General features: G+C 68.6%; 18 protein-coding genes. 10 read left to right on the forward strand and 8 right to left on the reverse strand.

Annotated elements, in window-relative coordinates; all coding sequences use genetic code 11:
- Positions 1–13: 13 nt before the first annotated feature.
- From hflK to BM009_RS10460, 5 genes are all read left to right on the forward strand, one after another.
- On the forward strand, positions 14–1,096 hold the full coding sequence (gene hflK / locus BM009_RS10435; protein ID WP_093295987.1) for a protease modulator HflK: 1,083 nt from the start codon (positions 14–16) through the stop codon (positions 1,094–1,096).
- Positions 1,093–1,944 (forward strand): protease modulator HflC, encoded by an 852-nt coding sequence (hflC, locus tag BM009_RS10440; protein ID WP_175487982.1) that lies wholly within the window; start codon positions 1,093–1,095, stop codon positions 1,942–1,944. The genes hflK and hflC overlap by 4 nt, the downstream gene beginning before the upstream one ends.
- A gap of 96 nt (positions 1,945–2,040) precedes the next feature.
- Complete coding sequence (locus BM009_RS10445; protein WP_093295989.1) at positions 2,041–3,558, forward strand: Do family serine endopeptidase; 1,518 nt, start codon at positions 2,041–2,043, stop codon at positions 3,556–3,558.
- Positions 3,559–3,627: 69 nt separating this feature from the next.
- The gene (locus tag BM009_RS10450) at positions 3,628–5,223 is read left to right on the forward strand and encodes a helicase HerA-like domain-containing protein (protein WP_093295990.1); all 1,596 of its coding nucleotides are present in this window, start codon (positions 3,628–3,630) and stop codon (positions 5,221–5,223) included.
- A gap of 290 nt (positions 5,224–5,513) precedes the next feature.
- On the forward strand, positions 5,514–7,460 hold the full coding sequence (locus BM009_RS10460; protein ID WP_093295993.1) for an OPT family oligopeptide transporter: 1,947 nt from the start codon (positions 5,514–5,516) through the stop codon (positions 7,458–7,460).
- Positions 7,461–7,614: 154 nt separating this feature from the next.
- Here the strand turns inward: BM009_RS10460 and BM009_RS10465 are convergent, their stop codons facing one another.
- The 3 genes from BM009_RS10465 to BM009_RS10475 all read right to left on the reverse strand — a co-directional run bounded on the left by BM009_RS10465 (position 7,615) and on the right by BM009_RS10475 (position 12,550).
- Positions 7,615–9,048, reverse strand: coding sequence for a mannitol dehydrogenase family protein (locus BM009_RS10465; protein WP_093295995.1), 1,434 nt, complete (start codon positions 9,046–9,048; stop codon positions 7,615–7,617).
- A gap of 32 nt (positions 9,049–9,080) precedes the next feature.
- Positions 9,081–10,013: a retroviral-like aspartic protease family protein gene (locus BM009_RS10470; RefSeq protein WP_254772246.1), complete on the reverse strand. Its 933-nt coding sequence runs from the start codon at positions 10,011–10,013 to the stop codon at positions 9,081–9,083.
- Between the two features lie 125 nt (positions 10,014–10,138).
- Positions 10,139–12,550, reverse strand: a complete 2,412-nt coding sequence (locus BM009_RS10475; RefSeq protein WP_093295998.1) for a ligase-associated DNA damage response DEXH box helicase — start codon at positions 12,548–12,550, stop codon at positions 10,139–10,141.
- Between the two features lie 96 nt (positions 12,551–12,646).
- Between BM009_RS10475 and BM009_RS10480 the strand changes: the two genes are divergently transcribed.
- Positions 12,647–14,050, forward strand: coding sequence for a M20/M25/M40 family metallo-hydrolase (locus BM009_RS10480; RefSeq protein WP_093295999.1), 1,404 nt, complete (start codon positions 12,647–12,649; stop codon positions 14,048–14,050).
- Between the two features lie 6 nt (positions 14,051–14,056).
- On the opposite strand, the gene recF is transcribed toward BM009_RS10480, so the two are convergent.
- A complete protein-coding gene (gene recF, locus BM009_RS10485; RefSeq protein ID WP_093296001.1) occupies positions 14,057–15,124 on the reverse strand; it encodes a DNA replication/repair protein RecF in 1,068 nt (355 codons plus the stop codon).
- 75 nt (positions 15,125–15,199) lie between these two features.
- Here recF and BM009_RS10490 point away from each other — a divergent pair, with 75 nt between their 5' ends.
- Positions 15,200–16,000 carry a hypothetical protein gene (locus BM009_RS10490; RefSeq protein WP_093296002.1) on the forward strand — a complete coding sequence of 267 codons (801 nt, stop codon included), beginning with the start codon at positions 15,200–15,202 and terminating at the stop codon, positions 15,998–16,000.
- Between the two features lie 57 nt (positions 16,001–16,057).
- Here BM009_RS10490 and BM009_RS10495 read toward each other — a convergent pair whose 3' ends face one another.
- The 3 genes from BM009_RS10495 to BM009_RS10505 form a co-directional block, all read right to left on the reverse strand.
- The gene (locus BM009_RS10495; RefSeq protein WP_093296004.1) at positions 16,058–16,822 is read right to left on the reverse strand and encodes a Coq4 family protein; all 765 of its coding nucleotides are present in this window, start codon (positions 16,820–16,822) and stop codon (positions 16,058–16,060) included.
- Between the two features lie 262 nt (positions 16,823–17,084).
- A complete protein-coding gene (gene dnaN / locus BM009_RS10500; RefSeq protein WP_093296005.1) occupies positions 17,085–18,197 on the reverse strand; it encodes a DNA polymerase III subunit beta in 1,113 nt (370 codons plus the stop codon).
- 147 nt (positions 18,198–18,344) lie between these two features.
- Positions 18,345–18,959: an outer membrane protein gene (locus tag BM009_RS10505; RefSeq protein ID WP_093296006.1), complete on the reverse strand. Its 615-nt coding sequence runs from the start codon at positions 18,957–18,959 to the stop codon at positions 18,345–18,347.
- Positions 18,960–19,219: 260 nt separating this feature from the next.
- Between BM009_RS10505 and BM009_RS10510 the strand changes: the two genes are divergently transcribed.
- The 3 genes from BM009_RS10510 (at position 19,220) to BM009_RS10520 (ending at position 21,757) form a co-directional block, all read left to right on the forward strand.
- A complete protein-coding gene (locus BM009_RS10510) occupies positions 19,220–19,867 on the forward strand; it encodes a histidine phosphatase family protein (protein WP_093296008.1) in 648 nt (215 codons plus the stop codon).
- Positions 19,864–20,319: a hypothetical protein gene (locus BM009_RS10515; RefSeq protein WP_093296009.1), complete on the forward strand. Its 456-nt coding sequence runs from the start codon at positions 19,864–19,866 to the stop codon at positions 20,317–20,319. The genes BM009_RS10510 and BM009_RS10515 overlap by 4 nt, the downstream gene beginning before the upstream one ends.
- Positions 20,320–20,617: 298 nt before the next feature.
- Complete coding sequence (locus tag BM009_RS10520; RefSeq protein WP_093296011.1) at positions 20,618–21,757, forward strand: GNAT family N-acetyltransferase; 1,140 nt, start codon at positions 20,618–20,620, stop codon at positions 21,755–21,757.
- A 148-nt stretch (positions 21,758–21,905) separates the two neighbouring features.
- On the opposite strand, the gene BM009_RS10525 is transcribed toward BM009_RS10520, so the two are convergent.
- Entirely contained in the window at positions 21,906–23,591 is a 1,686-nt protein-coding gene (locus BM009_RS10525) for a hypothetical protein (protein ID WP_093296012.1), read from the reverse strand.
- Positions 23,592–23,637 lie beyond the last annotated feature (46 nt).

Consider the following 23,637-nt stretch of genomic DNA (forward strand, 5'->3'; position numbering starts at 1 on the left):
TATAAAGGTCGGCATGGTGAATAGTTCTGGCCGTGACGCGCTGTCCGGCACCTTCCACAACGAGCCGCCGAAAAGCCCCTGGGGCGGCGGCTCGGACAAGGATGACGGCAATGGCGGGGGCCCGCGCAACCCGTGGTCCGTCCCGCCCGAGGGCCGGCGTTCGCGCACCGGCTCGCCCAGCGCGCTCGACGAGCTGTGGCGGCGCGCGCGGAGCGGCGGTGGTGGCGGCGGCCTGCCCGGCGTGCCCACCGGCGCGCGGCTCTGGCTGCTGATCCTCGCCGGCCTGCTGGCGGTCTGGGTGCTCTACACCTCGATCCACCCGATCGGGCCGCGCGAGAAGGGCGTCGTCACCTTCCTCGGCCGCTATTCGGGCACGCTCGATCCCGGCATCCAGTTCACTTTGCCCGCCCCCTTCCAGCTGGTCGACGTCGTCGATGTCGGCAACATCCGCACCGAGAATTTCCCCAACAGCGGCGAAAACCTGATGCTGACCGGCGACCAGAACATCGTCGATCTCGCCTATTCGGTCCGCTGGGACGTGCGCAGCGCCTCGGCCTATGTATTCCAGATCGCCGATCCGCGCGACACGGTGCGCGCGACCGCCGAGAGTGCGATGCGCGCGGTGATCGCCAACACCACGCTCAACGAGGCGATCGGCGAGGGCCGCTCGAAGATCGAGGCCGAGGCCCAGGTCGCGATGCAGAAGATCCTCGACGAATATGGCGCGGGCATCCGAATCCAGGGCGTCGCGATCCAGAAGGCAGCCGCGCCGGCGCAGGTCGACGACGACTTCAAGGCCGTCACCGCCGCGCAGCAGGAAGCCGAATCGAACCGCAACAACGCCAATGCCTATGCCCAGCGCGTGATCGCCGCGTCGCAGGGCGAGGCAGCCGAGTTCGACAAGATCTACGAACAGTACAAGCTGGCGCCTGAAGTGACCAAGCGCCGGCTCTATTACGAGACCATGGAGGCCGTGCTGGCCAACACCAACAAGACGATCGTCGAGGCACCGGGCGTGAACAGCTATCTGCCGCTGCCGGCGCTGCGCCGGGGTACCGCGCCCGCCGATGCGCAGGACAAGGGAGGCGCCAAGTGACCGCCTGGGCCCGCAACCCGATCGCGCTCGTCGTGGCCGTGATCGTGGTGCTGATCGTGCTGATGAGCACCGTGGCGATCGTGCCGGAGACCAAGCAGGTCGTCGTGCTGCGGCTGGAGAAGCCGTATCGCACGGTCAACGCCTACAAGGATGGCGAAGGCTTCGGCCGCACCAATGCCGGCCCGGTGTTCCGCATCCCGTTTGTCGACCGGCTCGTCTGGGTCGACAAGCGGATTCTCGACGTCGACTTGCCCGACGAGCCCGTGCTGTCGACCGACCAGCTGCGGCTCGAGATCGACGCCTATGCCCGCTACCGGGTCACCGATCCGCTGCGCATGGTGGTGACCGTCGGCACCGAGGAGCGGCTGCGCGAACAGCTCCAGCCGCTGCTGCGCTCGTCGCTCCGCAACGAGCTGGGCAAGCGCCGGTCGAGCACGCTGCTCAGCCCCGAGCGCGGCCAGGTGATGGACAATGTCCAGGATTCGCTCCAGCGGCTCGCCAGCCAATATGGCGTCCAGATCGTCGACGTGCGGATCAAGCAAACCGAGCTGCCCTCGGGCTCGCCGCTGACCAGCGCGCTGACCCGCATGGCAACCGCGCGCCGCCAGGAGGCGGAGACGATCAAGGCGCAGGGCCTGAAGGACGCGCAGATCATCCGCGCCAACGCCCAGGCGCAGGCGGCGCAGATCTATGCGGCGGCGTTCAACAAGGATCCGAAATTCTACGACTTCTACCGCGCGATGCAGTCGTACCGGACCACCTTCCTGAGCCCCGATGCCAAAGGCGAGAGCCAGATCATCCTGTCGCCGAACAACGAATATCTGCGGGAGTTCACCGGGCAACGATGATGCTGTCCGTCCGTTCATATTCAAATCAGGTTCAGCCGCGCTGGGTAGAAGCGCGATTTGAGACGAACACCATTCCTTTCGAGAGGAAATGACCCCGTGCGTTACGCCTACGCCTTGACTACCGCGATCCTGCTGGGTGGCGCTGCCACCGCACTGTCGCTCAACCAGCCGGCCGGCGCGCAGACCGCGCAGAACGAGCCGGGCACCATCCAGGCGATGGCCCCCAAGGCCGGCGCGCCGATGAGCTTCGCCGACCTCGTCGCCCGCCTCCAGCCCGCCGTCGTCAACATCTCGACCACGCAGCGCGTGAAGGTGAACGCCAATCCGTTCGCCGGCACGCCGTTCGAGATGTTCGGCCAGGGCCAGGGCCAGTCGGTGACGCGCGAGGCCCAGTCGCTGGGTTCGGGCTTCATCATTTCGGCCGACGGCTATGTCGTCACCAACAACCACGTCATCTCGGCGGGCGCGCAGGGCGCGGTGGTCGAATCGATCACGGTCACCTTGGCCGATGGTCGCGACTTCAAGGCCAAGCTGATCGGCCATGATGCGCAGTCGGATCTGGCGGTACTCAAGATCGACGGCACCGCGCTGCCCTTCGTCAAGTTCGGCGATTCGGCGCGCGCGCGCGTGGGTGACTGGATCCTGGCGATCGGCAATCCGTTCGGGCTGGGCGGCACCGTCACTTCGGGCATCATCTCGGCGACGCACCGCGTTACCGGCGCCGGCGCCTATGACCGCTTCATCCAGACCGATGCCTCGATCAACCGCGGCAATTCGGGCGGCCCGATGTTCGACCTCAACGGCAACGTGATCGGCATCAACTCGCAGATCCTGTCGCCCACCGGCGGCAATGTCGGCATCGGTTTCGCGATTCCCGCGGAAGAGGCCAAGCCGATCATCGACAAGCTGATGAAGGGCCAGACGATCACCCGCGGCTATCTCGGCATCGCGATGCAGGATCTGACCAAGGATCTCGCGGCCGGCTTCGGCCTGCCGTCGGACCGCGGCACGCTGGTGGCACGCGTCGAGCCGGGCCAGCCGGCGGAGAAGGCGGGCATTCGCCAGGGCGACGTGATCGTCAAGGTCAATGGCAAGGACGTCACCCCCGAGCAGACGCTGTCCTACATCGTCACCAACGTGACTCCGGGCACGCGCATCCCGGTCGAGCTGATCCGCGACGGCAAGCGCCAGACGGTGAACGTCACCGTCGGCACGCGCCCACCCGACGAGCAGCTCGCCCAGTTCGATCCGAACGATCAGGACGGCGCAGAGGGTGACGATGGCGATGACGGCAGCAGCGCCGCGACGGCGCCCACTGCCCTGCTCGGCATCGGCGTCACCCCGCTGACTCCGCAGATCGCACGTTCGATCGGCGTCGATCCCTCGATCGGCGGCGTGGTGATCCTGGGCGTGAACCCGAGCAGCGACGCGGCCGGCAAGGGCCTGCAGCGCGGCGACGTGATCATCTCGATCAACCAGCAGCCGGTCCGCACGCCTGCCGATCTGACCAAGGCCGCCGCCGCCGCCAAGGCCGCGGGCCGCAAGCAGGTGGTGCTCTACGTCCAGCGCAAGAACATCGGCAACTATATCCCGATCGGTCTCGCCGCGAACTGATCCGCCGCAAAAGCGGCTGACCAGGGCCCGTTTCTTCCCTATGCCGGCTTCCCACAAGAGGAGCAGGAAATGGCGGAAGAGACGGGCCTTTTCGTTGGTGCAGCCGGGGACGCGCGGATCGAGTTGAACCTGCGCCGGGCCAATCGCCACGGACTGATCGCCGGCGCGACGGGCACCGGCAAGACGGTGACGCTGCAGGGCCTGGCCGAAGGCTTCTCGGCCGCCGGGGTGCCGGTGTTCGTGGCGGACGTGAAGGGCGATCTGGGCGGACTCGGCATGGCCGGATCGCCGCTCGCCAAGCCGCATGCCGCCTTCGCCGCCCGGGCGCAGGCGATCGGCGACAGCGGCTGGAAATACCAGGCGATGCCGGTGCAGCTCTGGGACCTGTTCGGCGAGCAGGGCCACCCGATCCGCACCACCGTCTCCGAAATGGGCCCGCTGCTGCTCGCCCGGCTGATGGACCTCAACGAGGTGCAGGAAGGCGTGCTGACCATCGCCTTCCACGTCGCCGATGCCGAGGGGCTGCTGCTGGACCTCGACGACCTGCAGGCGATGCTCGCCCACTGCGCCGAGCGTGCCGAGGAGCTGAGCACCACCTACGGCAATGTCTCGAAGCAGAGCGTCGGCGCGATCCAGCGCCAGCTGCTGCAGCTGCGGGCCCAGGGCGGCACGCACTTCTTCGGCGAGCCCGCACTCAGCATCCAGGACTTCCTCGCGCAGGACGATAGCGGCCGCGGCGTGATCAACATTCTCGCCGCCGACAAGCTGATGGCGAGCCCGCGCCTCTATGCCAGCTTCCTGCTCTGGCTGCTGTCCGAGCTGTTCGAGACCCTCCCCGAGATCGGCGATCCGGACAAGCCGGTGCTCGTCTTCTTCTTCGACGAGGCGCATCTGCTGTTCGACGACGCCCCCAAGGCCCTGCTCGAGAAGATCGAGCAGGTGGTGCGGCTGATCCGATCGAAGGGCGTCGGCGTCTATTTCGTCACGCAGAACCCGATCGATATCCCCGAGGATGTCGCCGCGCAGCTCGGCAACCGCATCCAGCACGCGCTGCGCGCCTTCACCCCGCGCGACCAGAAGGCGATCCGCGCCGCCGCCGAGACCTTCCGGGCGAGCCCCGGGCTCGACGTTGCGACGGCGATCACCGAGTTGGCGGTGGGCGAGGCGCTGGTGTCGCTGCTCCAAGCAGATGGATCCCCCGCACCGGTATTGCGCACGCTGATCCGCCCGCCCGCCTCGCGCGTCGGCCCACTCGCGGCGGACGAGCGCAAGGTGCTGGTCGAAACCGATGCGGTCGGCGACAAATACGATGCCGCGATCGACCGCGAATCCGCCGAGGAACTGCTCGCCGCCAAGCGCGCCGAGGCGACCGCCGCCGCCGCCGAGAGCCAGGCCCGCAACGCCGCCGAAAAAGCCGCCGCGACGCAAGCGAAGGAAGACGCCCGCCGCGCCAAGGAGGAGGAACGCGCCCGCATCGCCGCCGAGCGCGAGGCGGCGAACAACCCCCTCAACCGCGCGATCCGCTCCGCCACACGGTCGGCCTCGTCCGCGGCGGGGCGTGCGGTGGCGAACGAGGTCAGCAAGGCGGTGTTCGGCAGCAAGGGCGGCGGCGGGGTGCTGGGGCAGGTGGTGCGTGGGGTGCTGGGCGGGCTGTTCCGCGGCTGATCGGCGGGAAAAGCCTGTCTTTTCGCGGCCGCCGGTGCCACCATGGCGGCAATGCGATGGCGAGGGTGCCCATGCTGATCCGGAGCGACTGCGGCCGAAAGCCGCAGGGACGGTGGTTGCGCGCGCCCTCCTCCCCGCCCCCCGTCATGCCCGCGAAGGCGGGGATCCATTGGCGGTGGTCTGTCGGTTCTTTCCGCGACCGGCACGGCGAATGGATTCCCGCCTTCGCGGGATTGACGGTGATTTTCCTGGGCGAGCTCGCCCGAAACCCTATCCGGAGCCTCTAGCGCATGGCTACTGCCCCTGCCCGCGCGCCGCTTGAACTCACGCTGCGCGGCGTGCTGCTCGGCGGCGCGATCACATTGCTGTTCACTGCCGCCAATGTCTATCTCGGCCTGAAGATCGGCCTCACCTTCGCCACCTCGATCCCCGCCGCGGTGATCTCGATGGCGATTTTGCGCTTCTTCCCCGGCTCGACGATTCTCGAGAACAATATCGTCCAGACCGTCGCGAGCGCGGCGGGGACGCTGGCCGCGATCATCTTCGTGCTGCCGGGGCTGGTGATGATCGGCTGGTGGAACGGCTTCCCCTATGTCGAGACCGCCGCGATCACGATGTTCGGCGGCATCCTCGGCGTGATGTTCTCGGTGCCGCTGCGCCGCGCGCTGGTCGTCGACTCGCCAGACCTGCCCTATCCGGAGGGCCGCGCCGCCGCCGAAGTGCTGCAGGTCGGCGCCGGCAGCCGCGAGGGTGCGGAAGAGAGCGCGCGCGGGCTGAAGGTGATCGTGGTCAACGCGCTCGCCTCGGCGGGCTTCGCGCTGGTCACCCGGATGAAGCTGGCGGCCGAGGAAGGCGCGCTGTTCTTCAAGGCGGGCGCGGGCTCGACCGGGATCATCGGCGGGTTGCAGTTCGCGCTGATCGGCGCGGGGCACCTGATCGGCCTCACCGTCGGCATCGCCATCCTGGTCGGCGTGGCGATCGGCTGGTGGATCGCGCTGCCGATACTCAGCGCCGGCATGCCCGGCGCGGCGGAGGCGGTGGCCAACACCGTGTTCCGCAGCGACGTGCGCTTCCTCGGCGCGGGCACGATCGGGATGGCGGCGATCTGGACGCTGCTCAAGATCATCGGGCCGGTGATCGGCGGCATCCGCTCCTCGCTCGCCGCCTCGGCGGCGGCGCGCAGTGGCGCCGACGTGGCAATCGGCGAGCGCGACCTGCCGATCGGGATCGTCGCCGTCGTGACGCTCGGCATGCTGCTGCCGATCGGCTGGCTGCTGTGGAGCGTGCTGGCAGCCGGCCCGCTCTCCGCCTCGGCGGGGCTGCTGGTCGCGGGATCGCTGGTGTTCGTACTCGTCGTCGGGCTCGTGATCGCCTCGGTGTGCGGCTACATGGCGGGCCTGATCGGCGCGTCGAACAGCCCGGTGTCGGGCATCGGCATCCTCTCGGTCGTCGCCGCCTCGCTGATGCTGGTGGGGCTGTATGGGCGCAATCTCGATCCCGGCACGACCCAGGCGCTGATCGCCTACGCCCTGATCGTCACCGGCATCGTGTTCGGCGTGGCGACCATTTCCAACGACAATCTCCAGGACCTCAAGACCGGCCAGCTGGTCGGCGCGACGCCGTGGAAGCAGCAGGTCGCGCTACTCTTCGGCGTGGTCTTCGGCAGCCTCGTCATCCCGCCGGTGCTGAGCGTGCTGAACGCCTCGTTCGGCTTTGCCGGCGTGCCGGGCGCCAGCGCCGATGCGCTGCCCGCACCGCAGGCGGCGCTGATCTCGTCGCTCGCCAAGGGTGTACTGGGCGGGGATCTGCGCTGGGACCTGATCGGCATCGGTGCGCTGATCGGCGCGGGCGTGATCCTGGTCGACGAGCTTCTGGCGCGCACCACCAAGTTCCGTCTGCCGCCGCTCGCGGTGGGCCTCGGCATCTATCTGCCGATGGGCGTGACGCTGACCGTGGTGGTCGGCGCGGTGATCGGCTGGTTCTACGACCGCGCCGCCGAACGCGCCCGCGACCCCGAGTTCGTCAAGCGGATGGGCGTGCTGATGGCCACCGGCATGATCGTCGGCGACAGCCTGTTCGGGGTGCTCTACGCGGGGATCGTGTACGAGACGGGCAGCGAGTCCCCGCTGGCGCTGGTCGGGCCGGGCTTCGCAGGCGTGGCGCTGGCGGGGGGCACGGCGCTGTTCCTGGCGATCACGGCGGGGCTGTATCTCTACACGCGGCGCCAGGCGCGGTGATTCTCTGATCCTCCCCTGTAAGGGGAGGTGGCGCGCGCAGCGCGACGGAGGGGTGTCAGCGCTGAAATGGCGCCACCGACTTTGGCGGGGACACCCCTCCACCACCGCCTGCGGCGGCGGTCCCCCTCCCCCTCCGGGGGAGGATCTTTAAGCCTCAGCCTTCCAGCAGCTCGCCGATCTTGCCGGCCTGGATCGCGGCGAATGCAGCGCCCAGCGCCTCGCGATACCGCGCATCCTCGGCCACCCGCGCGGGGAAGACCTGCCGCAGCGCCAGCACCGCCTCTATCGGCGCCGCATCGGTCGCCGCCGTCGCGAGGACATCCGCCAGCGGGTCGGTGATCTTCTCGCCGGCCTTCGCCTTGGCCGCCAGGAACGCGATCCACGCCGCCACCGGCACCGCCAGCCGCTCCACGGAGCGCCCGGCATCGAGCGCCGCCGCCGTCGTGTCGAGCAGCCGATAGGGCAGCTTCTGCGACCCATCCCAGGCGATCTGCGCCAGCAGATGCCGGATCGCGGGATTGCGGAACCGGTCCAGCACCGCATCGACATAGCCGGGCACGTCCAGCCCATCGACCTGGCCCAGCGAGGCCGCGATATCCTCATGCGCCAGCCGCGTCACGAAGCCGCCGAGCACTCCGTCCGACATCGCCTCGAACACCGTCTCGTGGCCGAGCACCAGCCCGATATAGGCGAGGCTCGAATGGCTGCCGTTGAGGATGCGCAGCTTGGCCTGCTCATAGCCGCGCACGTCGCTGGTCAGCGTGACGCCCGCCGCAGCGAGGTCCGGGCCATCCTCCATGTCGAAGCGCTGCAGCACCCACTGGGTGAAGGATTCGCGCTGCACGGCGGCCTTGTCCTCGACGCCGAGGTCACCCGCCACCTTGGCGAGGAACGCCGCGTCGCTGGCCGGGGTGATCGAATCGACCATCGAATCCGGGAACGCCACTTCCGTAGCGATCCAGTCGGCGAGGCCCGCATCCCATTCGCGCGCCAGCGCCACGCAGGCGGCGCGGAGCTTGCCGCCATTGCCCGTCATGTTGTCGCAGCAGAGCATCGCGAAGGGCGGCACACCCGCCGCGCGGCGATCGGCGAGGCCGGTGACGATCCAGCCGATCACGCTCGCCGGCTCTTCCGGACGCGCTAGATCGTGGACGATGTCGGGATGGCCCATGTCGAGCGCGCCGTCGCCGCCCAGGCAATAGCCCTTCTCGGTCACCGTGCTGGTGGCGATCCGGACCTCGGGGCTGGCGAGCAGCGCGCGGAGGCGGGCGCCCTCGCCCGGGCCGACCGCATCCGAGTGCGCCGCGACGATCCGCGTCGAAGGCTCGCGGTCGATCACCGCCAGCGTGTAGAGCCCGTCCTGCGCCTTCAGCGCATCGGTGGTGGTGCCGCTGCGCAGCGACACCGCCGCAATGCCCCAGCGCGGATCGCTGTCCAGCACCTTGTCGATGAACGCGGCCTGATGGGCGCGGTGGAAGGCGCCGGGACCGAAATGGACGATGCCGGTGCGGATCGCGGCCAGGTCGTGGCCGGGGCGGAGGATGCCGGCAGGAAGGCCGGCGAGCGTCGCGCGCGAAAGCGTGGTCATATGGTCAGGCCAATCAGACCCGACGGGTAAAGTCAATCGCGCGCGGGGTTGCGCAGGCCCGGCGGCAGCAGCGGCCCTTCGAAATTGGCGCGCTTGTCGCGAAGCCCACGCGGCAGGAAGAAGCGCACCTGCCGGTTGGGGAAATCGATCTCGACCCGGCGGAAGCTGCGCATCGCATCCATGCCGAGCATGATCGCCGGCCGCCTGGTGAGCCCGAAGCGCTTGAACGGCTCGGCCTCGGCAAAGGCGACGGGCAGCGCATCGAACGCGACGTTGCTCACCCGCATGTCCGGCACATGCCCATATTGCGCCAGCGTCTTGCCGCCATCGACGCTGGTCAGCTCGATCGTCTGCAGCACGCCCACGCTCTTGCCGACCTTCCGGCGCAGCGCCTCGTTGCCCATTGTCACCTGCGAGCCGGTGTCGAGCACCACCTGCACGCGGGCGTTACCATAATAGGCGTCGGTGACGATCAGCTGGCCGAACTGGTCCTTGGCGGAGACGACGATCTCGTCCGCATCGTGCTTCTCGTGCCGCTTGCGCTTGACGCTGGGGCGTACCGCCATGGTCGCGGTGTCGAAGTCGATCGTGACCTCGTGATCGCGCAGCGTGTCGATGCCGAGCAGCCCGGCCGCGCCGATATTGGCGGCATCGAAGGCAGGCGCGACGATCTGGTGCGCGGTGCCGATCGATTCGATCTTGAGATCGGGCACGATAACGGTCGTGGCGAGGCTGCGCCCGGTCATCGAGGTGACGTGCACCGACGCCCCCGCGGCGAGCCCCAGTCGCGCCGCCAGCTCGCGCGAGACCACCGTGCGCTCGGCGCCGGTATCGATGATGAAGTTGTACGGCCCCTGCTGGGTGATCGCGACCGGTACGGTGAGCCGCGCATTGGTCTCGCCCAGCGCCAGCTGGATCGCATCGGGCTGGCCCGCGGCAGGCGCCGTCTCGGGGTCCGTCCGCACCGTCGCCGGCCCGCTCCCCAGCAAACCGAGCGGCAAGGCCCAAAGGACAAGCGAGGACGAGACTCCGAACATGTGCGGAACATACGCCTGTCGATGTTGCGCAGCAATCCCGCAAAAGAACGGGGTCAGTCGAGCCGCATCGCCTCGGCAGCAATCGCCTCCGCTTCTTCGAGCAGCGCGTCTTCGGTGGTGCCTTGCGCGACCGATTCGCGACCGATCATGATCAGCACCGGCACGGCCATCGGGCTCACCCGTTCCAGATCGACGTGCAGCATCCGCGCGCCCGCCTCGTCGAGCAGCCGCGCCAGGCGACCGACATCGGTCATCTTCGCGCGCGCATCTTCCCAGGCGGCGCGCAGCAGCAGGTGATCGGGCTCGTATTTGCGCAGCACGTCGTAGATCAGGTCGGTGGAGAAGGTGACCTGCCGCCCGGTCTTCTTCTTGCCGGGATGCTGGCGCTCGACCAGCCCGCCGATGATCGCGACTTCGCGGAACGCCCGCTTGAGCAGCGCCGAGCCCTGCACCCAGTCGACGAATTCATGTTCGAGAATGTCGGGCGAGAAGAGCGGTCGGGGATCGGTGATCTTCTCCAGCCCATAGACCGCCAGCGCATAGTCGTTGGCGACGAAGCCCAGCGGCTTGAGCCCCATCGCCTCCATCCGCCGCGTGACCAGCATGCCGAGCGACTGGTGCGCGTTCCAGCCTTCGAAGCTGTAAATGACGAGATGGTGGCGGCCCTCGTGCGGGAAGGTCTCGACCAGCAGCTGGCCCGGTGCGGGCAGCGTCGAGCGGCGGTCCTGCGTCTCCAGCCATTCGCGCACGTCCGCCGGGAAGCGCGTCCACTCCCCGCGATCGAACAGGAACGCCCGCACGCGGTCGGCAAGGTTCGCGGTGATCGCCAGCCGCGCGCCCATATAGCTCGGCACCCGCGCCTGCTTGGCGGTGGCGCGGACGATCAGGTCGGTGGCCTCCACCCGCTCCACTTCCAGCGCGAGGCCGCCGAAGAAGAAGGTATCGCCTGGCGACAGCGAGGCGGCAAACCCCTCCTCCACCTTGCCCAGCCGCTTGCCGTTCTTGAAGCGCACCTCCAGCATCGGCGATTCGACGATGATGCCGGCGTTGAGCCGATGCTGCGCAATGAAATTGGGTTGGGTGACCCGCCAGACGCCGTCCTTGCCTTGGGTCAGCCGCTTGAACTTGTCATAGGCGCGCAAGCTGTAGCCGCCGTCCGCGATGAAGTTCAGGACGCGGTCGAACACCTCCTCGGTCAGCGCCGAATAGGGCAATGCTGCACGGATTTCCTGCAGCATATCGGCAGCGCGGAAGGGCGCGGCGCAGGCACAGCCCATCACATGCTGGGCGAGCACGTCGAGCGCGCCGGGGCGGAAGATGTCGGGATCGAGCTCGCCTGCCTCGACCGCGTCCAGCGCCGCGCGCGCCTCCAGATATTCGAAGCGATTGCCGGGGATCAGCACCGCTTCGCTCGCCTCGTCGAGCCGGTGGTTGGCGCGCCCGATCCGCTGGAGCAGCCGCGACGATCCCTTGGGCGCCCCCATCTGGATCACGCAGTCGACATCGCCCCAGTCGACGCCGAGGTCGAGGCTGGCGGTAGCGACCAGCGCGCGCAGCCGCCCGTCCGCCATCGCCTGTTCGGCCTTCTGCCGCGCTTCCAGGCTGAGGCTGCCGTGATGCACGCCGATCGGCAGCTTGAGCTCGTTGACCTTCCACAGCTGCTGGAAGACGAGTTCCGCCAGGCCGCGGGTGTTGCAGAAGACGATCGTCGTCTTGTGCGTCTCGATCTCGGCCATCACCTGCGGGATGGCATAGATGCCTGAATGCCCGGCCCAGGGCACACGGCCCTCGGGCAGCAGGATGGCGATGTCGGGATCGGCCCCCTTCTCGCCCTGCACCAGCGTCACCGCATCGATGTCGCCATAGGGCGCGAGCCAGGCGCGATAGCCGTCCGGATCGGCGACGGTGGCGGAGAGCCCGACGCGGCGGAAGCCGGGCGCCAGCCGCTCCAGCCGGGCGAGCGCCAGCGCGAGCAGGTCGCCGCGCTTGCCGGTGGCGAAGGCGTGGATCTCGTCGATCACCACCGTCTTCAGCCCGGCGAACATCGTCAGGCTGTCCTCATAGGACAGCAGCAGGCTGAGCGATTCGGGCGTGGTCATCAGCACCTGCGGCGGGCGGACGCGCTGGCGGACCTTCTTTTCATGCGGGGTATCGCCGGTGCGCGTCTCGACCCGGATCGGCAGCCCCATCTGCTCGATTGGGGTGAGCAGGTTGCGCTGCACGTCCACCGCCAGCGCCTTGAGCGGCGAGATGTAGAGCGTGTGCAGCCCCTCGGCGGGTGCCTCGATCAGATCCGCGAGCGTCGGCAGGAAACCGGAGAGCGTCTTGCCCGCACCGGTGGGCGCGACGAGCAGCGCATGCCGCCCGGCGCGCGCGGCCGCGAGCATGTCCCACTGGTGCCGCCGCGGCGCCCATCCGCGCGCAGTGAACCAGTCGGCCAGAGGTACGGGGAGATCGGCGGGCACCTACTCTATGTAGGGAGCCTTTCGGCATCTGAGGAGGCGCTTCCCTTCTCGCCCTTGCCATGCTCCATTGCGCGCAGGGCAAATGGGGAAAACCGGATGAAGAAGCTTCTCGCCACCGCCGCGCTCGCCGTCGCGATCGCCGCACCCGCCGCTGCGCAGACGCGGCCGGATCAGGCCAAGTTCTTCGAACTTTACAAGGAACTGGTCGAAACCAACACCGTGGTGAATGTCGGCAGCTGCACCCAGGCGGCCGAGCAGATCGCCGCGCGGATGAAGGCGGCCGGGTTCAAGGACGACCAGCTCACGCTGTTCTCCACGCCCGAGCATCCCAAGGACGGCGGGCTGGTCGCGGTCTATCCCGGCACGTCGAAAAAGGCGAAGCCGCTGCTGCTGCTCGCGCATATCGACGTGGTCGCGGCCAAGCGCGAGGACTGGACCCGCGATCCGTTCAAGCTGGTCGAGGAGAATGGCTATTATTACGCCCGCGGCACGGCCGACGACAAGGCGATGGCGGCCGCCTGGGCGGACACGCTGATCCGCTTCCAGCAGGCGGGGTACAAGCCCAAGCGCACCGTGAAGCTGGCGCTCACCTGCGGCGAGGAGACGACCTGGGCGTTCAACGGCGCCGAATGGCTGGCCAAGAACAAGCGCGACCTGATCGACGCCGAATTCGCGCTCAACGAAGGCGGCGGGGGCAAGTCGGACGGGCATGGCAAGGTGCTCGTCCAGAGCATGCAGGTTGGCGAGAAGGCGGTGCAGAATTTCCGGCTGGAGACCAGCAATCCCGGCGGCCACAGCTCGATTCCGGTGCCGGAGAACGCGATCTACGAACTGGCCGACGCGCTGGTGAAGATCCGCGGCTATGATTTCCCGCTCGAGCTGTCCGACACCACCCGCGCCTATTTCGCCAAGGCGGGTGCGGCCCGCAGCGATGCGATGGGCAAGGCGATGGTGACGATCGCGACCAACCCCGGCGACAAGGGTGCCGAGACGCTGCTCAACACCGATCGCATCTATCATTCGATGCTGCGCACCACCTGCGTCGCGACCTTGCTGGAGGGCGGCCATGCCAACAACGCCCTGCCCCAGCGGGCTGCGGCGAACATCAATTGCCGGATCTTCCCCGGGCACAGCAGCGAGGAGATCCAGAAGGCGCTGGCTACGGCGATCGGCGACGCGAAGGTGACGATCACCATGGTCCCGCCGGTGCGGCCGATCGCCAAACCGCCCGCGCTCGACCCGAAGGTGGTCGGGCCGGCCGAGAAGCTGGTCGCCAAATATTTCCCCGGCGTGCCGCTGGTGCCGACCATGTCGACCGGCGCGACGGACGGCATCTTCCTCGCCGCCGTGGGCATCCCGACCTATGGCGTGCCGGGGGCCTGGGGCGATCCCGATGGCAACGGCGTCCACGGGCTGAACGAGCGGATCGAGGTCCGCTCGCTCTATACCGGCCGCGACTATCTGTTCGATCTGGTGAAGGCGTACGCCGAGCAGGAGTGAGGCGGCTCAGGCAAGCTCCACCCTGCCGTCTGCCACCCGGTAGCGGGTGGCGGTGGCGGGGACCGCCTCGAACAGCGCGGGCTCGGTGCCGGTCATCCAGACCTGCCCCCGGCCCGCGAGTCGCTCGAACAGCGCCGCGCGGCGGCCGGGATCGAGATGGGCGGCGACCTCGTCGAGCAGCAGGATCGGCGGGGTACCGACGCGATCCGCCACCAGCTCGGCATGGGCGAGGACGATGCCGAGCAGCAGCGCCTTCTGCTCGCCGGTGGAGCAGAGATGCGCGGGTTGCGCCTTGTCGAGATGGGTCACCTGCAGATCGGCGCGGTGCGGGCCGGCGAGGGTGCGCCCGGCAGCGGCATCGCGGCGGCGGCCTTCGCGCAGCGCGGCAGCGAGCGCGGGGGCGTCGCCCTGCCAGCCCTCCAGCGTAAGCCCGGCCCGGGCGAAGGGGCCCATGGGCTGGTCGGCCAGACGGGCGCCCAGCGCGGCCACAGCATCGCGCCGGGCAGCGTCGATCGCCGCGCCATACTCGGCCATCCGTGCCTCCAGTGCCTCGAGCCAGGCGGGATCGGGCGGCAGTTCGTCGGCAAGCAGCCGGTTGCGCTCGCGCATCGCGGCTTCGTAACGGGTCGCCTCATGCGCGTGGCGCGGGTTGAGCGCCAGCGTCAGCCGGTCGAGGAAGCGGCGGCGGTCGCCGGGGGCTTCGAGGAACAGCCGGTCCATCGCGGGGGTGAGCCACAACACCACCAGCCACTGGGCAAGGCTGGCCGCCGCCGCCGCCGCGCCGTTGACGCGGACGATCCGCCGCTCGGGCGCGTCGGCGCGGGTGCCGGTGCCGATCTCGGCCTCGTCGAGCGTCGCCGCGATGCCGAAGCCCCCCGCCCCGCCCTGCCGCGCCATCTCGCTCAAGGGCGCGCCGCGCAGGCCGCGGCCGGGCGCGAGCAGCGACACGGCCTCCAGGATATTGGTCTTGCCCGCGCCATTCTCGCCGCTCAGCACGACGAAGTCTGCCCCCGGGGTCAGCAGGGCATCTTCGTGGTTGCGGAAGTCGGTGAGCAGGAGACGCTTGACGGCCATGCCAGCGGCTGTAGCGCAGCACCTTGCCCACGAACACCGCTTGGCCGATAGATCAGGGCGAAGGGATAGAAACACATGATCCGCAAGACTGTTACGATTGCCGCGCTCGCGCTGGTGGCGGCCTGCTCCAAGGCGCCCGAGGACGTGACCGCGACCTACGCCGCCGCCGGCGGCCGCGGCACCATCACCGTCAAGGCTGCCGCAAACGGCGACGCCAAGGTGGAAGCCGGCCCGCAGACGCTGATCCACAAGGGCGGCACCGATTACGTCGTGATCACCGACGGCAACGACAAGTTTGCCGCCAGCTTCGCCGATTTCGTCGGCGCGACGCAGGACATTGCCAAGGCCAAGGGCATGAAGCCCCAGGCGCTGCCGCAGGATCCGGACTATGAAGCGGTCCAGGTCGGCGAGGAGAAGGTCGGCGACCAGAAGGGCACGATCTGGAGCGTCCAGCCCAAGGGCAACCCCCAGGGCGATTCGATTCGCATCGTCGTCAGCGACGACAGCCGCCTGAAGAACATCGCCGCCGCGATCGGCATGCAGACCAAGCTGACCGGCGCCCGCATGGCGACCGTGTTCACCAGCGTCCCCAAGGCCGAGAAGGTGCTGGAAGACGTGATCGCCAAGGGCGCCGTGCTTCGCCTGGGCGATGCGCTGACGCTGCAGAGCGTCAAGCCGGGCGCGATCCCCGCCAGCGAGTTCGCGCTGCCGAACGTGCTCGACCGCGCTGCGCTGCGCAAGCGGATCGAGGACCAGGCCAACAAGGCGCTCGAAGCCGCCAAGGCCGCCGGCGACAAGGCCGGTGCCGCACCGGCCGACGGCGCGCCCGCTGCGCCTGCTGCACCTGCGCCGGAAGCGACTCCGGCCGCGAAGTAAGGTCGCATGGAAAGGGAAAGGGCGTCCGGCCGTCGCCGGGCGCCCTTTTCTTTGGGCTTAGAGCGCGCCGATCCCCGCCTCGGCCAGCCGCGCCTGGGCGATGCGGTACTGTTTCGGCTCGGTGATCCCCAGCCGCGCCCGCGCCGCCTCCAGCGGCTCCTCCAGGAGCTGCTCATAATCCTCGGCGTGGAGCCAGCCGGCGCGCTTGCCGTGGCGATAGCCTTCGAGAATCGCCTTCACGCAATCGAGCCGGCCGGTGGTGCGGATGCTCTTGAGTGCGCCACCGATCGCGATGAAGCCCCAGCCGGTGCCGCCGGTCTGCGCATAGGAGAAGGCGACCAGGCAGAGTTCGCCGAGATGCTCGTCGGCCCTGTAGCCGGTCAGCACGTGCCAGAGGTCGTGGATGTCGCGCTCGCGCCGGCCCATCCAGGCATAGGGATGCTCGACCTCGATGCCCTGGAACCCGCCTTCGACCATGCTGACCTGGACCAGCCCGTCGGCAGAATAGCCCGTCGAATCGAGGAAGTCGCGATAGGCCGCCCCGAAGGTGCCGGGGGCGAAGCCGTCGATCCAGCTGCGGTCCGACAAGCGCTGCGACAGCTCCAGCCGCCGATAGGCGAGCTTGCCGCCGCCGGGGACGGTGAGGAGCTTGCGGTAATTGCGCTGGCTGACGTCGCCGTTCAGGGCGCGCATGATCTTGAAGACCTGTTCGGTATCGTCGCCATTGGCGAGCAGCTTGCGCAGCGCCGACAGCGCCGTGCCCCATTCGCGCTTGAGCGGCACGCCGGGGTTGAGCAACGGTTGCGGAGCCTTGGTCGCCATGCAGTCGATTCCTCTAACTGACACGACTGTTAATAGCACGCGGGTCGGAGCGTTTCAACGCGCCCAGCCATTTTGAGGCGGACGACGGATCCAGGGAGATCCGCCGCCCGACCCAAGTCCCGGAAGTGCGACCCTCGGGGCTTGGCCCTGCTTATGGTCGCAAACATACGCCCGACATAGCCGGGGAAAGCGCGGGGTGCGCTGGAAAGCGGCCGTCAACCATGGACATGCCGCTGTATCTTAACGAAAAACCGGTGCGGGATCAGACCCGCATCGGCATCAATACGTAGAGCGCGGGCGAGGAATCATTCTCGCGGATCAGCGTCGGCGCCGCTGCATCTGCCAGATGGACTTCGACGAGATCGCCTTCGATCTGGCCGAGAATGTCCATCAGGTAGCGGCTGTTGAAGCCGATCTCGAAGCCCATCGCGGCATATTCGCCGGGGACTTCCTCGGCCGCGACGCCGTTCTCGGGGCTGGTCACCGAGAGCACGACTTTGTCGCGCTCCAGCGCCATCTTCACCGCGCGGGTCTTCTCGGTCGCGATGGTCGAGACGCGGTCGACCCCCTGCATCAGGCTCTTCGGATCGAGCTTGAGCAGCTTGTCGTTGGCCGTCGGGATAACGCGGCTGTAATCGGGGAAGGTGCCGTCGATCAGCTTCGAGGTGAGGATCGCCTGGCCCAGATCGAAGCGGATCTTCGAGGGCGAGAGCGACACGCCCACCGAGCCGTCGACCTCGTCGAGCAGCTTGCGCAGCTCGGCCACGCACTTGCGCGGCACGATCACGCCCGGCATCGCATCGGCGCCGTCCGGGCAGGGCACGGTGACGCGCGCCAGCCGGTGGCCGTCGGTCGCAGCCGCGCGCAGCATCCGGGTGGCATCGTCGGTCACGTGGAAGAAGATGCCGTTCAGATAATAGCGCGTCTCCTCGGTGGAGATCGCGAAGCGGGTCTTGTCGATGATCTGCTTGAGCGTCTCGGCCGGCAGCTCGAACGTCGTCGGCAGCTCGCCCTCGGCGATCATCGGGAAATCGTCGCGCGGCAGCGTGCCGAGCTGGAAGCGGGCGCGGCCCGCCACCACCGTCAGCTTGCCCTCGGCCGCGGTGAGCACCACCTGCGAACCCTCGGGCAGCTTGCGGACGATGTCGAACAGCGTGTGCGCCGACACCGTCGTAGCACCCACCTGGTCGACCGCCGCCGGGATCGTCTCGTCGATCTGCAGATCGAGATCGGTCGCCATCAGCCGGATCGTGCCGCCCAGCTGCGCATCGATCAGCACGTTGGACAGGATCGGAATCGTGTTGCGCCGCTCGACCACGGACTGGACGTGGCTCAGGCCCCTCAACAGAGTTGCGCGTTCGATCGTCGCCTTCATGTACCTCAAACCCCCGGGCCGTCGCCCTGCTTTCTACCCGGCATGACCCGGCCGGTGGCAATGCGCCATGACGTACCCTTAACGCGAAAAAGGGCCGGAGCAAGCTGCCCCGACCCTCTTTTCACCGTCAGAATGCCTTTTCGGCGATCAGAAGCGGACGCCCAGGCCCGTGATGATCTGGTGGCGCTCCGGATCGACGCCATTGTTCTGCGAACCATAGTTGGAATAGCGATATTCCGCCTTGGCGAAGACCTTGTCGGTCAGCTTGAACTCGGCACCGGCGCCCAGGCGCCAGCCGTCGTAATTGTCGCGCTCGCGCAGATCGAGCGCCGGCGTGGTGTTGGGCGAGCTATAGTCGGTGATGAACTGTGCATTGGTGTAACCGGCCTTGGCGTAGATCAGCGTGCGCGGACCCGCGACGAAGCCCAGGCGACCGCCGACATAGAGGTCGCGGCCCGCCTTCACGCGCAGCCGGTCCCCGGCGTTCAGCACGTTGCTGCTGCGATCGCTGATCGTCGAGCCGGTCACTTCACCCTCGACGCCGAACACGGTGCTGCCGCGCTGGATATCGTAGCCGATGTTGCCGCCATAGGTGACGCCGTCCTTCGACGCGTCATAGGACGACTTGTCGTTCACGCGGTCCCAGCCGGCGATCACTTCGGCATGCGATCCGGCGAAGCTCTGGTCCTGCGACTGCGCGAAGGCCGGCGCGGCGAAGGCGGTGGTGGCTGCCAGAATGGCGATGGAAAGCTTGGTACGCATAACGAATACTCCTCACTGAAGCCGCACCAACAGGGTGCGGCCTGACTTCAGCCGCAAGCCAGGGGGCTTCGGCTGGACGCTCGGTATCGAGGGGAAGGGGCGGCCCGCTGCGGGCGCCGCGTTCGATCTTCCTCCCGTTCGCTCCCGGCGTGCTCCGCGAGCGAGAGGACGGATGCACCGCGGGGCCTGTCGCGCGCATGAACGAATCAGGGCCAAAACGGGGCATTGCGTTTCTGCCGGTTTCGCGGGAGAGACTTGCCATGCCCAGCACCCGGAAAGGCCGCGACTTCATCGCGCGGCATGGCGAGACCGTGTTCAACATCGCCCGGCGGATGCAGGGCGACCACCCCCACACCCCGCTGACCCGCGCCGGCTTTGCCCAGGCCGATGCGATGGGTGCGGCGCTGCGCGAACTGCTCGGGCCGAAACCGAAGCTGACCTTGTGGGCCTCCAGCGCCGGTCGCGCGCTGCAGACGCTGGCGATCATCGCCGAGCATCTCGAGCTCGACTGGCACCAGACGCGCACCGACGACCGGCTGGTCGAGATCGGCATGGGCGCGTGGAGCGGGCGCTACTACGCCGATCTGGAGCGCGAGGTGGGCAGCTTCCTCGATACCGAGCACGGGCTCTACACGCGGCCGCCGGAGGGCGGCGAATGGTATGATGCGATCGCCGCGCGCGTCTCGGGCTGGCTCGCCGATACCGATGAGGACCCCGGCGACCGGCTGGTGATCATGCACGGCATGTCCAGCCGCATCCTGCGCGGGGTGATGACCGGCCGCGACGTGCTGCCGCAGTTCGATGCGCCGGTCGCGCCGGACCTGCCGCAGGGTTCGATCGTGCGGATCGAGCGCGGCGTCGAGACGGTGGTGCATCTCGGCACCGGGCGCGGCGCGGCGCCGGCATGATGCTGGCGCTGGCGCTGCTCGCACTGGCGGGGCCGCGCGAGACGATCGGCATCTACGAGCGCTGGGGCGCCTTCCGCGACACGGCGCCGACCCGCTGCTTCGCGGTTGCGCGGCCGAGCGACCTCGCCCGGCGCGGCGAGGCCTATCTCAGCATCGCCAGCTGGCCGGGGCGCGGGGTGCGGCACCAGCTCTATGTCCGCCTCAGCCGGGCGCGCGCGGATCATGCGCGGGTGATGCTGGTGGCGGGCGAGCGTCGCTTCGAACTGACCGCCAGCCGCCACGACGCCTGGGCGCCCGATGCGCGCACCGACTCGGCAATCGTCGCGGCGATGCGCGACGGGCGGGCGCTGAGCGTGGAGAGCGTCGATACCGGCGGCGTGCCCTTCGTCGACGGCTATGCGCTGCAGGGCGCGGCGAGCGCGATCGATGCCGCCACGCTGGCCTGCCTCTAACGTCATTACGCGCACCGACGAAGGCAAACCTCCCGCCTCTAGCACCCCCCCCCCTCCCGCCTCTAGCGCCCCCCTCCCGCCTGCGGGAGGGGACGGGGGAGGGTGAGTGCGGGAGGCAAGGGCTGAGGGAGAAGAAGTGCACTGACGTGATCGGGGCAAACCTCACCGTCCCGCCCGCTACCCTCTCTCACCCTCCCCCTAAACCCTCCCGCAAGCGGGAGGGGGATCGAAAAGAAGCGGAAGGGTTAGGATCGCAAAACCACTGGCACCGTTCGCGCCAGCCACTATCTTGTCCCCCGTGCGATCCCCATCCGTCACCGCCCGCCTCGCCGACGGCGTCGCCTCGATCCCGGCGGCGCAGTGGGATGCCTGTGCGGGCCCCGACAACCCGTTCCTCAGCCACGCCTTCCTGTCGATCCTAGAAGCCTCGGGCTCGGCGACCGCGCAGACCGGCTGGCAGCCGCTGCCGATCGTTGTCGACGGACCGGACGGCACCCCCGCCGCGATCGCGCCAGCCTATGCCAAGAGCCACAGCCAGGGCGAATATGTGTTCGACCATAGCTGGGCCGATGCCTGGGAGCATGCCGGCGGGCGCTATTACCCCAAGCTGCAGATCGCGGTGCCGTTCACGCCCGTCCCCGGCCCCCGGCTGCTGCTGCGCGATCCCGCCCAGGCCCCCGCGCTGATCGCCGCGATCGAGGCGGTGGTGAACCAGCACGGCCTGTCCTCCGCCCACGCCACCTTCGTGGACGAAGCGCAGGTGCCGCTGTTCGAAGCGGCGGGCTGGCTGATCCGCACCGGCACCCAGTTCCACTGGCAGAATGACGGCTATGCCAGCTTCGACGACTTTCTCGGCGCACTCGCCAGCCGCAAGCGCAAGGCGATCCGCAAGGAACGCGCCGCCGCGGTGGAGGGACTGACCATCCGCCATCTGACCGGCGCCGAGATCACCGAAGCGCATTGGGACGCCTTCTGGGCCTTCTACCAGGACACCGGCAGCCGCAAATGGGGTCGCCCCTATCTCACCCGGCCGTTCTTCTCGATGCTCGGCGAAGCGCTGGGCGACAAGGTGCTGCTGATGCTCGCCGAGCGCGATGGCCGGCCGATCGCTGGCGCGCTCAACCTGATCGGCAGCGATGCGCTTTACGGCCGTTACTGGGGCTGCGTGGAGGACGTGCCGTTCCTCCATTTCGAGCTTTGCTATTACCAGGCGATCGACGCCGCGATTCAGCGCGGCCTGCCGCGGGTCGAGGCCGGCGCCCAGGGCGAGCACAAGCTGGCGCGCGGCTATGTGCCGGTGACGACCTGGTCGGCGCACTACCTCCCCGACCCCGGCTTCCGCCGCGCCGTCGCCGACTTCCTGGTGCGCGAGCAGCAGGCGGTGGAGCGCGAGCAGGAATATCTGGAAGAGCTGACGCCGTTCAAGAAGGCGGAGTAGCGGCCCTTCCAATCCTCCCCCGCCAGCGGGAGGTGGCGCCGCAGGCGACGGAGGGCAAGGAAGCACCGCCGTTACCGTTCTGGCTTCCTCCCCCTCCGACCCGCTACGCGGGCCACCTCCCCCTGGCGGGGGAGGATATGCTTGGCCCTTAAGACGGCGGCGCGGTGCCGTTCCCGGGCAATTCGCCCGCCGCCTCGGCTTCGCGGATCAGCACCGCTTCGGGCCGCGGGATCGGCAGGTCGCCGGGGTTGAGGCCGGGACCCGGCACATCATGGTCCACCCGGTAGAGCACGCTGGGCCCGTCGCGCCACACCGGGATCAGCCCCTGTTCGTAGCGCTTGTCGTAGGCCGGCGGACGGATCAGCCAGACATAGTCGAACGCGTCGCGCGGGAAGAGCGCCAGGCTGCGCGCAATCGGGCGCCACCATTCGCGCGGGCACTGGACGTTGGTCACCAGCTCCGACGGATCGTGCGCGAAGCGCTTGGCCGCGCGGTAGCGCACCGTCATCAACTGGCCGCCGGCCATCGACCATTGGTCGTTGGTATAGGCCAGCCGCCGCTCCAGCGCGAGGCCGGGAACGTGCTGCAGCCGGGTCATCGCCCATTCGTTGTAGCAGGTCTCGCCGACGAAGCTCACCAGCCGTGCGCCGACCGGCACATGGTCCAGCGCCTTGAGCTCGCGGTCATAGGCCTTGTCGTAGAGGTAGAAGCTCGCCGTCGTCGCGCCGATTCGGACGAGGAAGAAGGCGAGGCCCAGCACCGCCACCAGCGTGGCCGCGCGGATCGACACCCCCGGCTTGGGCCGGATCGCCAGGATCGCGATGGCGATCAGGAACGGCACCATCCGCATATCGGCATAGGCCGATCCGAACACCACGCGCGGCAGGAAGAGGTAGACCAGCAGCAGCAGCGCCGCCGACAGGCCGAGGTTGCGCGAATATTGAAGGTTGGGGTCGCGCACCGCCTTGAGCATCAGCAGAAAGATCACGCCGACGCTGGCGATGTCGAAAAGCTGCCAACGATCGCGGAACACCTGCGTCACCCACAAGGTCTTGGCGCGCCAGTTGAACCAGTCGAAGGTCTGGCCGGAGACATGCTCGCCACCGCGCCAGATCACCATCAGCACCGCGGGCAATGCCAGCACCAGGCACTGGACGCCCGCGTGGAAGCAGGGGCCCAGCCAGCCGCCCGCCAGATCCTTGTACCAGGGCAGTGCGCGGTTGCGGCGCAGATCGTGCTGGCGGATCAGCTCGGCCGAGAAGGCGAGCACGCCCAGTACCCCCCAGCCGAAGGTGTGGGTGATCCAGATGATCACCGACAGCGGCACGAACACCGCCGAGCGGAACCGGAACTTGCCCAGCCGCGCCAGCCGCAGCCACCAGCCGAACGCCAGCATCGCCATGCCGAGCGACAGCGCGAAATTGACGAAGCCGAAATGGAAGGGGAAGGCATAGGCGAGCGGCAGCGCGAACAGCGCGGTCGCGGGAATGCGGCCATGCACCTCGCGCGCGATCATCAGGAACCCGGCGACCGTCATCGCAGGGATCGCGATCACGATCAGCTTCACGCCCAGTTCGAGGCCGAAGATCTTGGCCATCGGGAAGACCAGCAGGTCGACGCCGAGATTGCCCATCAGCTGCCACTGGAACGCATACCATTCGTGCAGCCACGGCACCTGGTCATAGACCAGCTGCACCCGGTACCGGCCCATATGGCCGGGCAGGTCGACGAGCGGCGGAATGTCCGGCCACAGCAGCGGCACCGTCGCTACCAGCGTCGCGAACAATACGAACCAGCGCGTCTGCCACCAGCGCAGCGGAACCCCTTTATCCATCGCGTCGCTTTAGTGCGCGAGCGGCCGGTACGGCAAGCGCTTGTCG

Origin of the sequence: Sphingomonas sp. NFR04 (genome assembly GCF_900114095.1) — a bacterium.
GTDB lineage: Bacteria > Pseudomonadota > Alphaproteobacteria > Sphingomonadales > Sphingomonadaceae > Sphingomonas.

Bases quoted from the DNA above. Each gene is read 5' to 3' on its own strand.
- hflK (WP_093295987.1), top strand. From the start codon at position 14: ATGGTGAATAGTTCTGGCCGTGACGCGCTGTCCGGCACCTTCCACAAC.
- BM009_RS10450 (WP_093295990.1), top strand. From the start codon at position 3,628: ATGGCGGAAGAGACGGGCCTTTTCGTTGGTGCAGCCGGGGACGCGCGG.
- BM009_RS10460 (WP_093295993.1), top strand. From the start codon at position 5,514: ATGGCTACTGCCCCTGCCCGCGCGCCGCTTGAACTCACGCTGCGCGGC.
- BM009_RS10465 (WP_093295995.1), bottom strand. From the start codon at position 9,048: ATGACCACGCTTTCGCGCGCGACGCTCGCCGGCCTTCCTGCCGGCATC.
- BM009_RS10480 (WP_093295999.1), top strand. From the start codon at position 12,647: ATGAAGAAGCTTCTCGCCACCGCCGCGCTCGCCGTCGCGATCGCCGCA.
- recF (WP_093296001.1), bottom strand. From the start codon at position 15,124: ATGGCCGTCAAGCGTCTCCTGCTCACCGACTTCCGCAACCACGAAGAT.
- BM009_RS10490 (WP_093296002.1), top strand. From the start codon at position 15,200: ATGATCCGCAAGACTGTTACGATTGCCGCGCTCGCGCTGGTGGCGGCC.
- BM009_RS10495 (WP_093296004.1), bottom strand. From the start codon at position 16,822: ATGGCGACCAAGGCTCCGCAACCGTTGCTCAACCCCGGCGTGCCGCTC.
- dnaN (WP_093296005.1), bottom strand. From the start codon at position 18,197: ATGAAGGCGACGATCGAACGCGCAACTCTGTTGAGGGGCCTGAGCCAC.
- BM009_RS10505 (WP_093296006.1), bottom strand. From the start codon at position 18,959: ATGCGTACCAAGCTTTCCATCGCCATTCTGGCAGCCACCACCGCCTTC.
- BM009_RS10510 (WP_093296008.1), top strand. From the start codon at position 19,220: ATGCCCAGCACCCGGAAAGGCCGCGACTTCATCGCGCGGCATGGCGAG.
- BM009_RS10515 (WP_093296009.1), top strand. From the start codon at position 19,864: ATGATGCTGGCGCTGGCGCTGCTCGCACTGGCGGGGCCGCGCGAGACG.
- BM009_RS10525 (WP_093296012.1), bottom strand. From the start codon at position 23,591: ATGGATAAAGGGGTTCCGCTGCGCTGGTGGCAGACGCGCTGGTTCGTA.